The sequence below is a fragment of the Paraburkholderia sp. MPAMCS5 genome, assembly GCF_036016995.1.
Classification (GTDB): Bacteria; Pseudomonadota; Gammaproteobacteria; order Burkholderiales; family Burkholderiaceae; genus Paraburkholderia.
On the sequence record NZ_JAYXBK010000005.1, the window covers coordinates 488,551 to 498,900 of the forward strand.

Genomic DNA, 10,350 nt, shown 5'->3' on the forward strand with positions numbered 1-10,350 from the left:
ACTGGTTAAGCGCCGGCATGCTGTCGCGGAGATTCGCGGCATCACGCGTTTCAGCGGGAACGCTGCGGCGCTGGTACTGGACACAAATGTAGGCACGACGGCCGCGCGGATAAAGCGGCCACGGGCGAATTGATACGTCGGGTGAGCCGAACAATCGGCAAGCGAAGTGTAAGGCGGGGATGCCGGCAGGGCCGCGCCCGCGCAAGTCACGCGCGAACTACCGCTTGCGCAGGAGCACGATCTGGGCGGCGATGCTCACGAGCACCGCCAATGCACCTAAAGTATCCAATGCGGCGGATAACACGATCGCCTTCCTTGTTCACCGACCCCTGCCTGAAGAACGATTGCTTACCTTATCGATTAAAGGACTTGCGGCGGATATCGGCAACCTCGCGCGCTTTACTCGACAACCTCCGGGAGCGCACACTCCCGACCACACGCCGCCTTCAAACGTGGACAATGCCGCATCCCGGCTCCCGCACGACATGCCTATGAAAGCGCAGCCTCCGCGTCGCCCTCCGCCGTTTCCCCGCGAGTCCGCGCATGCCGAATGGCGCGACCACACGCTGTCTTATGTCGTCATGGCCGCGCTGGTCGTGATCGTCGTCACGCTCGTCGTCTGGCTCGTCGATCCGGCGCCGCCGAAAACGATCACGCTGAGCGCGGGTCCACACGACAGTTCGTTCGTCGCCGCCGCCGACCAGTACAAGAAAATCCTCGCGCAAAACGGCATCACGCTGAAGGTGCTCGAATCCGACGGCTCCGTGCAGAACCTGCGTCGTCTGCTGGACCCGAAGCAGCACGTCGACCTCGCGCTCGTGCAAGGCGGCGTCGCGGACGGGCTCGATACTTCGTCGCTGATGTCGCTCGGCAGCGTCTTCTATGTTCCGGTCGTGGTGTTTTATCGCGGCAGCGGCCTGACCGAGTTGTCCGAACTCGAAGGCAAGCGCATCGCGGTGGGCCGCGAAGGCAGCGGCACGCGCCTCCTTGCGCTGAAGCTGCTCGACGCCAACGGCATCGAGCCCGGCGGCGACACGACGCTCGTGCCGAGCGACGGCCTTCAGGCGGCCACGCAACTCGTCGGCGGCGAGGTAGACGCGGCGATCCTGAGTGGCGACTCGGCGACACGCGGCCTGATGCTGCGCCTGCTGCGGGTACCCGGCATTTCGGTGATGAATTTCGACGAAGCCAGCGCCTACACGCGCCTTTTTCCGTATCTGGATCAGATCGATCTGCCGCCCGGCGTGCTGGATTTGCGGCACAAGATTCCGCCTGAAACGGTGCATCTGGTCAGTCCGACTGTCGAACTCGTGGCGCGAACGAATCTGCATCCGGCCATCTCCGATCTGCTGATCGAAGCGGCGCAGGAAGTGCACGGGATGCCCGGCCTGCTGCAACGCGCGGGGCAGTTTCCGAGCCCCGTCGCGCATGAATATCAGATCAGCGAAGACGCGCAACGCTATTACCGCACGGGCAAGAGCTTTCTGTACCGGACGCTGCCGTTCTGGCTCGCGAGCATCGGCGATCGCACGCTGGTGCTGCTGTTGCCCATGGCCGTGCTGCTCTTTCCCGCGATGCGCGTGATTCCGGCGCTATACCGGTGGCGCGTGCGGTCGCGCATTTATCGCTATTACGGGTCGCTGATCGCCATCGAACGCGGCGCGCTCGCGCACGCCACCGCCGAAGAGCGCAAGCGGCTCTTCGCGGAGCTGGATCAGATCGAGGAGTCGTTGAATGGCCTGCGTATGCCGCTGGCTTACGCCGACGCGTTCTATGTGCTGCGCGAACACGTCGGCTTCGTGCGCAGCCGGCTCACGGCCGCGGCGCACTGAGCGGCCACCCGGTTTCGAGTGGCCTGACCGTCGTCTGGCCGGTTTGCTCAGGCCTCGGGCGTGGTGGGAACGGTCTGCGGCGCGTTGTCGGATTGCGCAGCAGCTTTGTCGTCAGGCGACGCTTCCGTGGAAGCGGCAGCCGGCGTCTCCTGTTGCGTTTCGCCCGATCCAGCCGTTGCAGCCGTTGCAGCCGTTGCAGCCTTCGCGCTCTTCGCCGCGCGATGCGCCTGCAAACGCTGCGCGCCCGCCGCTTCCTGCGCCGTGACCTTGCCCGCCTCGGCGCCCGTCAGATCGACGCGCGCCGCGCCTTCGACGAGACTCTTCCAGTAGCGGCTGCCACGACACCACGTCTTGATCGCGTCGCGCAATTCGGCTTCGGAAAGCGAGAGATCCTTGGCGTGCACGACGAGGTCTTCGAAAATGCCGACCTTCAGCGGCAGCTTGGGCGCCGGATTTTTCGGGAACGCGTTCGGGAAGCGTTTTTGCAGACGCCCGATCGACTTCACCACCGGGTCGACCGGCTTCGCGTCCGCTGCCGGCGCGGCTTGCGGCCGGTCGCGGCGGGCCTCGGCCGGCTTGCCGCCAGGCCGTGTGCCGGACTTCGCGTGAGAAGCCGCGCCGGGCTTGGCGGACTTCGCGCTGTCTTTGCCCTCGCGCCGGGCATCGCCCGCGCGGTTGCTGCCGCGCTCGCCCTTGGCGTCGCGTCGTGAATCCGACTTCGCACCAGACTTCGCGTCGGACTTCGCGTCGGACTTCGCAGGTGCGGCGGCGGCGCGCGCGGCGGCCAGTTGCTTCTTCAGTTCAGCGAGTTGTTCGAAACCCATAGCGCACAACCAAATCGAGAAAGACGAGATTGTAGCAGCGCGCGGTAAGACGTTAGTGACGGCGTTGCGCGGCCGCCAAGCCTTACGCCGCCAGCTTCGAGGGATCTGTCCAGAGCGCGTCCATTTAACGCGATGTTTCAGCTACCCGGCACCGCTCGCCGGTGCAGACGCCAATGCCCACGCCGACGCGCCCGCCATCACCGCACGGCATGCCGTGCCCATTCGAGCCAGCCGAGATTGAGCGCCGCATTCACCGCGACGCCGAGCGCGGCGGCGATGGCCGCGATCATCGTCCAGAAGGCCGAGCGGCGCGCGGCCCTGGCGGAGGTGTGCGCGGCGTTGGCCGCATCGCGCGACGCGCTCGCCGCGATCTGCGCGACGTGCGAGGACGCCTCCATCTGCGCGAGCGACTTCAATGCGAAGCCACGCTCCTCATGGGTTCGCGCGGCCCGCGCTTCCTGATCCTTTTCGAATAGATAGCGATGACAGTACGGCGTGAGCGGATGATCCGGATTCTGCGCGGCGAAAAAGCGCGCATAGGCTTCGCCGCCGTTATCGTCGATGGACTGATACGCGCTTTGCTTGTCCACATGAACCTCGCGCGAGCACGTGATGCCGGAAACGATGCCGGAAAGGATGCCGGAAACGCGATGCCGGATTCACAAAAGCCGCGCCGGCTGCGCGCACCGGATGCCACTCCGGGCGCGAGCCGGCCGCTTTCCCTTTCGCCTGTCTTCTCGCTGCCTTCTGACCTGCCTTTCGCTTCTCGCTAGATGGGCTTGATATCCGCCGCCTGCTTGCCCTTCGGTCCTTGCTTCACTTCGAAGCTCACCTTCTGATTTTCCTGCAACGACTTGAAGCCCTCGGAGCGAATTTCCGAGAAGTGGGCAAACAGGTCTTCACCGCCGTCGTCGGGAGTAATGAAGCCGAAGCCCTTTGCGTCATTGAACCACTTCACTGTACCGGTTGGCATGTCGATTCCTCGTGTGCATCTGGTTGAACTGTACTGCGTTTGCGGGCGGGGACCGCTGCTCGACTTTACGCCTCTTTACGAAGCGTGGCCTCGGCAGCGTGCTGCGCGCGCCTCTTAACCGTCGTTGCAAAGCTCAACAAAGTCAATGGCAATTAAAGGCGGCGACCCCCAACCTTGAGGGAGCAAAATGCGTGCCGCGGCCTCGCGAGCCGGGGCGGCCGCCGGTGCGTTCCGGCACAATCAGATAAGATGTTTCGTTATCGGCAGTCCATTCTCGGCCGCGCGCATTCGGCTCATTATTTGAGCGTTCGAACCGCGCGCAGTCTGTCGTTTTTCCCTTTACAGGAACCAGCATGGCAACTTCGAGCTATACCGATACCCGACTTCTGATCAACGGCGAATGGTGCGATGCCGCCAGCGGCAAGACGCTCGACGTCATCAACCCTGCTACCGGCGAGGCCATCGGCAAGGTGGCGCATGCCGGCATCGCCGACCTCGACCGCGCGCTCGAAGCGGCTCAACGCGGCTTCGAAGCCTGGCGCAAGGTGCCGGCTCACGAGCGCGCCGCGATCATGCGCAAAGCCGCTGCACTCGTGCGCGAACGCGCTGCCGACATCGGCCGCCTGATGACCCAGGAACAGGGCAAGCCGTTCGCCGAAGCCAAGGTCGAAGTGCTGGCCGCGGCGGACATCATCGAATGGTTCGCCGACGAAGGCCGCCGCCTTTACGGCCGCGTCGTGCCGTCGCGCAACCTCGCCGCGCAGCAACTCGTTCTGAAGGAGCCGATCGGCCCGGTCGCGGCGTTCACGCCGTGGAATTTCCCGGTCAACCAGATCGTGCGCAAGCTGAGCGCAGCGCTCGCAAGCGGCTGCTCGTTCCTCGTGAAGGCGCCGGAAGAAACTCCGGCGTCGCCGGCTGGGCTGCTGCAGGCTTTCGTCGAAGCGGGCGTGCCGGCCGGCACCGTGGGCCTCGTGTTCGGCGATCCGGCTGAAATTTCGAGCTACCTGATTCCGCACCCGGTGATCCGCAAGGTTACGTTCACCGGCTCCACGCCGGTCGGCAAGCAACTCGCCGCGCTCGCCGGCGCGCACATGAAGCGCGCCACCATGGAGCTGGGCGGCCACGCGCCGGTCATCGTCGCTGAAGACGCCGACGTCGCGCTGGCCGTCAAGGCGGCCGGCGGCGCGAAGTTCCGCAACGCGGGCCAGGTGTGCATCTCGCCGACGCGCTTTCTGGTGCACAACAGCATCCGCGAGGAATTCGCCGCGGCGCTCGTCAAGCACGCCGAAGGCTTGAAGCTCGGCGACGGTCTCGCCGAAGGCACGACCCTCGGGCCGCTCGCCAACGCCCGCCGCCTGACGGCGATGAGCAAGGTGCTCGACGACGCGCGCAAGACCGGCGCGAAAGTCGAGACCGGCGGTGAACGCGTCGGCTCGGCGGGCAACTTCTTCGCGCCCACGGTCCTGACGAACGTATCGCTCGAAGCGGACGTGTTCAACAACGAGCCGTTCGGCCCGATCGCCGCGATCCGCGGCTTCGACAAACTCGAAGACGCGATTGCCGAAGCGAACCGTCTGCCGTTCGGTCTGGCGGGCTACGCGTTCACGAAGTCGTTCAGCAACGTGCATCTGCTGTCGCAGCAACTCGAGGTCGGCATGCTGTGGATCAATCAGCCGGCCACGCCGACACCGGAAATGCCGTTCGGCGGCGTGAAGGATTCGGGCTACGGTTCGGAAGGCGGCCCGGAAGCCATGGAGGCCTATCTGGTTACGAAGGCCGTGACGGTGATGTCGTCGTAAGGCATGAGGCATAAGGCATGTGGCATGAGGCGTCAGGCCCGACGTATTGCCTGATGCATGGCCTGAGGCATCAAGCAGGCAGCGCTTGAGCGTTTCCAGTCGTGCCGGGTCCGCGAGTTTCCGCTCGCGGCTTTTTATTGTGATCAACCAAGCCGGCCTTGAACCCATGCAACCCGCGCAACCCACGCTGACTGGAAAGACCGTCGAACTCAGGCCGCTTCGGCGCGAACACGCCGACGCCCTGCTCGCCGCCGCGGCAGACGGACAATTGTGGAATATGAAGCTCACGGTCGTGCCCCGAGCGGACACCATCGACGGCTATATCGGCACGGCGTTGGCCGGACGCGACGCGGGCACGGTCATGCCGTTCGTGATCGTGCGTCGCGACGCGGGCACGGTGGTCGGCAGCACGCGGTTCTGGAAAATCGATTGTGTGAATCGCAAGCTCGAAATCGGCCACACGTGGTTGAGCGAATCGGCGCAGCGCTCGGCCGTGAATACAGAGGCGAAATATCTGCTGTTGCGCCACGCCTTCGAAGCGCTGCAATGCGTGCGCGTTCAGTTCACCACCGACGAACTCAACGAAAAGTCACGCGCGGCGATTCTGCGCATCGGCGCGAAAGAGGAAGGCTTGGTTCGTCATGAACGCATCATGCCGGACGGACGCAAGCGCAACTCGGTGCGCTTTAGCATCATCGACGATGAATGGGCGCACGTGAAGGCGATGCTCGAAGCTAAGCTGACGGAGGGCTGAATTTGCCTCGGCTTCGGCTCAAGTCCCAGCTTCAACCGAAGACGCGCTTGTCATGCGCCTGTCACGCGCGGGAAGGCGATCGCAGGCGCGCGGCGCGATAACAGCGGTACTGCTACTGCTGTCCTAGCGCTCTATAAAGCAAAAGCCGCCATAGCCGCGCGCATCGCTCACTCACGGCAGCATGCGCTGCAAAACGTCGTCCTTCAAAACGAAGCGATGATAGAGCGCGCCCGCCACATGCAGCCCGATCAGCACGAGCAACACCCAGGCGAGCCAACCGTGAATGTCACCCATTTCATGACCGACGCTCGAGCCGACCGGCGAAATGGACGGATAAGGCAGCACGCCGAGGAACTTCACCGACCAGCCGCGCGACGACGCATTCGCCCATCCGAGCACGGGCACAACGATCAGCGCCAGATACAGCAGACCGTGCGTGATATGCGACACCATGCTCAGCAAAGGCGACAGCGACGCGGGCACCGGCCGGTGCGTGACACGCCATACGATTCTCAGCGCAACCGCCGCGATCAACGTTGCGCCCACGCCGAGATGCCACGCGATCAGTCCGTCTGGCCGCGTGCCCTTGTGAATGTCGGGCATGGTCCAGCCGATCAGGAACTGCGCGACGATCAGCACGACCACCAGCCAGTGAAGAAACTTTGCGACGCCGTCATAGCCGGCCGCGTAGCGGCGCGCATGGGATTCGATGGATTGCAGGTTCATAAGAGGGAATGCCGTTGTCGTAGCGTGTTGGGAATGCCGCGACCAGCGTGCGGCGGCCGCGTGGCAGCCAGTATGCTACGGGCCAAATCTTAAGAAAAGCTGACAGCGCGCCGCGCGCCTTTTCTCGCGCGAGCGTTGTACGTGGGTAGACAGAATTCGCGAGTCTGCAACCGAATGTATCCGCGCGGCATACGCCTTGCCGCGCTTCTCGCGAGCCGCTTTCCGAAGCCGGTCAGGCGACGCGGCCAAGCCACCGCGCGTTGCCGCGTGCGCGAACACACAGCGTTTTCGTTGCAGGCTCAACAGCTTGCCCGTCTCGCGGACGGCCTTGCCATCGCCCCCTTCATCTCCACGCGCCCGTGCCCGCGCGCACAGCGCGTCGCGCATCGGCGAAACGCGATCGACACGTCCTGTTACATACAAACACACCGGTAATGCGGCCGCTCAGTAGAGTTCGATCAACAGAAAAGAGGAGCACTGTCATGAAACGAATTCTCGCGCTGGCCATGCTTGCCGCAACGCTCGGCGCCGCATTGAGCGGCTGCATCGTGGTGCCCGATGGCGGCGGTTATCACGATCACGATCACTATTACCACCACGATCGTTATTGATTGCCGCTTGCGCCCGGGCGTCCTCGCTCAATCATAAAAATATGGGAATGAATATGAATAAATCACGAACCCGTTTTGTCTCGATGGCAATCGTCGCAGGTCTGGGGATCGGCGCATCGTCGGTTGCACTCGCGCACGTCGATGTGGGTGTGAACATCGGCGTCCCCGGTGTCGCGTATGCACCCGAGCCGGTCTACGCGCCGCCTCCGCCGCCCGTGTATGCGCCGCCCCCGCCGGTGGTCGTCGTGAGTCCTGGCTGGTATGGCGAGCGTTATTACGATGGCCACCGCTATTGGGAGCGCCGCGAGTGGGAAGAGCGCCATCATGAACGCGAGTGGCACGACGCCCGCGGTCCGCGCGGCGACTGGCACGGCCACGACGATTGGCACGGCCGCGGCGGTCACGGCGACCACGGCGATCACGACCATTGATGCACGCAGCGCGGCTCTTCCGTTCAAGACGGCGATGCCGCGCCGCTCGCGTTCGCAATTGCGCTCGCGCGACCCTTTTGCAGGAGCGACATCTTGGTACGCATTGATCCACGGCGAGTCATCGCGGAGGTCGACGGTACGGTGATCTGCGCTGAATACAGCGAACAGACCGGCCAGTTGTGTTTGCGCCAGGACGGCGCGCTGCTTCGCGAATGGTTTCCACCGCATTCGTGGATCGCGATTGCGTCGGTGGCGGGCGCGCGGCATTGGGGCACGCGTCCCTCCGACGACGATCTGCTCGCCCTGCTTCGCAACGAAATGACCTTCTTGCGCGTGCCGCAAGGCAACGTGCTCTAGCGCGCCGAAAAGAAAAGCGCGCGACGCCAGTTGCGCCGCGCGCTTCGTTTGAGAAAACGTTCCAAAAAGAAGCCTAGCGGGCGTTGTGGATCGGCGGCGAATACGCGCTGACCGTGGTGTCGCTGCCGCGACCCGCTTGCCAGCTTCCGTGGCCGTTCGAACCATAGCCGCCGTGACCGGTTTGCGCCGCTGCTTGCTGACCGGCCGCTTGCGTCTGTACCGCTTGCGTATCTTGCGCCGCCGCCTGTTGAGGCGCCGCCTGCGCGAAGGATGCAATCGGCGCGCCGAGCACGAGCGCCACAGCAACAGCCTGAATGAGCGATTTCATCTGAGTACCTCCGGTATGCCTTCATGTGCGCTGCGAGCGCGCTTGCTCACAGCGATGAAGGCAGTGTAGGTGCGTCCCCGATGTCGATAAATCCGCCAAACCTGAATTCACTGTTGCTGCCGAACCGACAATCCAACGCGATTGCGCCCCGCGTTCAAACCTGCGGCACCGCCACGCCGACGTAGTTTTCCGCCATCACGGTGGCCGCTGAACGCGACGTCGTCACGTATTCCAGTTCGGCCACCTGAAGCTGCTGCTCGAACGCCGACGCGCCTTCGATACGGTGCATCATGCTCGTCATCCAGTACGAGAAATGTTCGGCGCGCCAGATACGCTTGAGCGCCGTTTCGCTATAACTGTCGAGCAGGTCCGTGCGATTCTCGACGTAAAACGCGTCGAGCGCTTTCGTGAGAATGCGCACATCGGCGACGGCGAGATTCATGCCTTTCGCGCCGGTCGGCGGCACGATATGCGCGGCATCGCCCGCGAGAAAGAGCCGGCCGTGTTGCATCGTGGCCGACACGAAACTGCGCATGCCGACAATGTTCTTCTGGAAGATCTTGCCGTCCACGACATGCTGGCCGTCGTGCGAATCGACACGTGCGTGCAGTTCCGCCCAGATGCGATCGTCGGACCAGTTGTCGACGGAATCCTTCGGATCGCACTGGAAATACATGCGCTGCACGTTCGCCGAGCGCGTGCTGACCAGGGCAAAGCCGCGCTCATGGCGCGCGTAAATCAGTTCGTCCGACGACGGCGGCCCTTCGCATAGGATACCGAACCATCCGAACGGGTACACGCGTTCGAAGTCGCGGCGCAGCGCCTGCGGAATCGATGCGCGCGACACGCCTTGCGAGCCGTCGCAGCCGATCACGAAGTCGCATTGCAGCTCGTGAGCTTCGCCTTCGTGGCGATAGCGGATCGACGGCTTGTCGGTATCGATCCCGTGCAGCGACGTCTCCGACACGCCGAAGCGCAGCGCGCCATTGGCCGCCATGCGCGCCGCGACCAGATCCTTGATGACCTCGTGTTGCGCATACACGGTGATCGAATGTCCGGTGAGTCCGGTGAGATCGATACGGCGACGCTTGCCTTCGAACGCGAGTTCAAAGCCGTGATGCAGCGCGCCCTCCGCCTTCATGCGCGCGCCGACGCCGGCTTCGGTGAGCAGATCCATCGTGCCCTGTTCGAGCACGCCGGCGCGGATGGTCGATTCGATCTGCTCGCGTGTGCGCGTTTCGAGCACGACCGACTCGATACCGCGCAAGTGAAGAAGATGAGAAAGAAGCAGGCCTGCGGGCCCTGCACCGATGATGCCAACCTGGGTGCGCATGAGGTGTCTCCTGAGTGCGACGTTAGATTTGCGCTCAGTGTGACGATTCGCCACGCTATCGCGCAACGCGATAGGGCGGATAGGTCGTATCCCGTTTTGAGATAAATCCCGTGCGCTTCAGGCGCTGTCGGCAGGCATCAGGACGGCGTGACGCCCGGCTGACGGCGCTTGCAGCGCGAGCATTCTCTATCCGGCCCGATAACGCGCGCGGCATCGACTCAAGGTAAACCCCGAGCGAGCGCGCTAGCCGAGAAACAACCGATAAACCGGATTCTGCGTCTCTTCCCAATACGGATAGCCGAGCGTCGTCAGAAAGCGGTCGAACTCCGCGTTATCGGCTTCCGGCACCTGAATGCCGACGAGAATCGAGCTGTAGTCCGCG

Annotated in this window: 13 protein-coding genes; 6 read left to right on the forward strand and 7 right to left on the reverse strand. The window is 63.9% G+C overall.

Annotated elements, in window-relative coordinates; genetic code table 11:
• Nucleotides 1-491 precede the first annotated feature (491 nt).
• The gene (locus VOM14_RS15060) at nt 492-1,832 is read left to right on the forward strand and encodes a TAXI family TRAP transporter solute-binding subunit (RefSeq protein ID WP_327629500.1); all 1,341 of its coding nucleotides are present in this window, start codon (nt 492-494) and stop codon (nt 1,830-1,832) included.
• A gap of 47 nt (nt 1,833-1,879) precedes the next feature.
• On the opposite strand, the gene VOM14_RS15065 is transcribed toward VOM14_RS15060, so the two are convergent.
• The 3 genes from VOM14_RS15065 to VOM14_RS15075 all read right to left on the reverse strand — a co-directional run bounded on the left by VOM14_RS15065 (nt 1,880) and on the right by VOM14_RS15075 (nt 3,629).
• Entirely contained in the window at nt 1,880-2,656 is a 777-nt protein-coding gene (locus VOM14_RS15065) for a ProQ/FinO family protein (RefSeq protein ID WP_327629501.1), read from the reverse strand.
• A gap of 197 nt (nt 2,657-2,853) precedes the next feature.
• Nucleotides 2,854-3,246 (reverse strand): hypothetical protein, encoded by a 393-nt coding sequence (locus VOM14_RS15070; RefSeq protein ID WP_327629502.1) that lies wholly within the window; start codon nt 3,244-3,246, stop codon nt 2,854-2,856.
• A 179-nt stretch (nt 3,247-3,425) separates the two neighbouring features.
• On the reverse strand, nt 3,426-3,629 hold the full coding sequence (locus tag VOM14_RS15075; RefSeq protein ID WP_006052818.1) for a cold-shock protein: 204 nt from the start codon (nt 3,627-3,629) through the stop codon (nt 3,426-3,428).
• 353 nt (nt 3,630-3,982) lie between these two features.
• Here VOM14_RS15075 and VOM14_RS15080 point away from each other — a divergent pair, with 353 nt between their 5' ends.
• Entirely contained in the window at nt 3,983-5,428 is a 1,446-nt protein-coding gene (locus VOM14_RS15080) for an NAD-dependent succinate-semialdehyde dehydrogenase (protein ID WP_327629503.1), read from the forward strand.
• A 166-nt stretch (nt 5,429-5,594) separates the two neighbouring features.
• On the forward strand, nt 5,595-6,182 hold the full coding sequence (locus VOM14_RS15085) for a GNAT family N-acetyltransferase (protein WP_327629504.1): 588 nt from the start codon (nt 5,595-5,597) through the stop codon (nt 6,180-6,182).
• Nucleotides 6,183-6,353: 171 nt separating this feature from the next.
• Here VOM14_RS15085 and VOM14_RS15090 read toward each other — a convergent pair whose 3' ends face one another.
• Nucleotides 6,354-6,908, reverse strand: coding sequence for a cytochrome b (locus VOM14_RS15090; RefSeq protein WP_327629505.1), 555 nt, complete (start codon nt 6,906-6,908; stop codon nt 6,354-6,356).
• Between the two features lie 482 nt (nt 6,909-7,390).
• On the opposite strand from VOM14_RS15090, the gene VOM14_RS15095 reads away from it, so the two are divergent.
• From VOM14_RS15095 to VOM14_RS15105, 3 genes are all read left to right on the forward strand, one after another.
• Nucleotides 7,391-7,519 carry a hypothetical protein gene (locus VOM14_RS15095; protein WP_327629506.1) on the forward strand — a complete coding sequence of 43 codons (129 nt, stop codon included), beginning with the start codon at nt 7,391-7,393 and terminating at the stop codon, nt 7,517-7,519.
• 53 nt (nt 7,520-7,572) lie between these two features.
• Nucleotides 7,573-7,950 (forward strand): hypothetical protein, encoded by a 378-nt coding sequence (locus tag VOM14_RS15100; RefSeq protein WP_327629507.1) that lies wholly within the window; start codon nt 7,573-7,575, stop codon nt 7,948-7,950.
• 93 nt (nt 7,951-8,043) lie between these two features.
• Nucleotides 8,044-8,307, forward strand: a complete 264-nt coding sequence (locus VOM14_RS15105; RefSeq protein WP_327629508.1) for a hypothetical protein — start codon at nt 8,044-8,046, stop codon at nt 8,305-8,307.
• 73 nt (nt 8,308-8,380) lie between these two features.
• Here VOM14_RS15105 and VOM14_RS15110 read toward each other — a convergent pair whose 3' ends face one another.
• The 3 genes from VOM14_RS15110 to VOM14_RS15120 all read right to left on the reverse strand — a co-directional run.
• Nucleotides 8,381-8,635: a hypothetical protein gene (locus VOM14_RS15110; RefSeq protein ID WP_327629509.1), complete on the reverse strand. Its 255-nt coding sequence runs from the start codon at nt 8,633-8,635 to the stop codon at nt 8,381-8,383.
• A gap of 154 nt (nt 8,636-8,789) precedes the next feature.
• Nucleotides 8,790-9,968: a 4-hydroxybenzoate 3-monooxygenase gene (locus VOM14_RS15115; RefSeq protein ID WP_327629510.1), complete on the reverse strand. Its 1,179-nt coding sequence runs from the start codon at nt 9,966-9,968 to the stop codon at nt 8,790-8,792.
• A gap of 243 nt (nt 9,969-10,211) precedes the next feature.
• On the reverse strand, nt 10,212-10,350 hold a 139-nt coding region (locus VOM14_RS15120; protein ID WP_327629532.1), incomplete at its 5' end, for a hypothetical protein.

Bases quoted from the DNA above. Each gene is read 5' to 3' on its own strand.
- VOM14_RS15090 (WP_327629505.1), bottom strand. From the start codon at position 6,908: ATGAACCTGCAATCCATCGAATCCCATGCGCGCCGCTACGCGGCCGGC.
- VOM14_RS15075 (WP_006052818.1), bottom strand. From the start codon at position 3,629: ATGCCAACCGGTACAGTGAAGTGGTTCAATGACGCAAAGGGCTTCGGC.
- VOM14_RS15095 (WP_327629506.1), top strand. From the start codon at position 7,391: ATGAAACGAATTCTCGCGCTGGCCATGCTTGCCGCAACGCTCGGCGCC.
- VOM14_RS15110 (WP_327629509.1), bottom strand. From the start codon at position 8,635: ATGAAATCGCTCATTCAGGCTGTTGCTGTGGCGCTCGTGCTCGGCGCG.
- VOM14_RS15100 (WP_327629507.1), top strand. From the start codon at position 7,573: ATGAATAAATCACGAACCCGTTTTGTCTCGATGGCAATCGTCGCAGGT.
- VOM14_RS15065 (WP_327629501.1), bottom strand. From the start codon at position 2,656: ATGGGTTTCGAACAACTCGCTGAACTGAAGAAGCAACTGGCCGCCGCG.
- VOM14_RS15085 (WP_327629504.1), top strand. From the start codon at position 5,595: ATGCAACCCGCGCAACCCACGCTGACTGGAAAGACCGTCGAACTCAGG.
- VOM14_RS15080 (WP_327629503.1), top strand. From the start codon at position 3,983: ATGGCAACTTCGAGCTATACCGATACCCGACTTCTGATCAACGGCGAA.
- VOM14_RS15115 (WP_327629510.1), bottom strand. From the start codon at position 9,968: ATGCGCACCCAGGTTGGCATCATCGGTGCAGGGCCCGCAGGCCTGCTT.
- VOM14_RS15060 (WP_327629500.1), top strand. From the start codon at position 492: ATGAAAGCGCAGCCTCCGCGTCGCCCTCCGCCGTTTCCCCGCGAGTCC.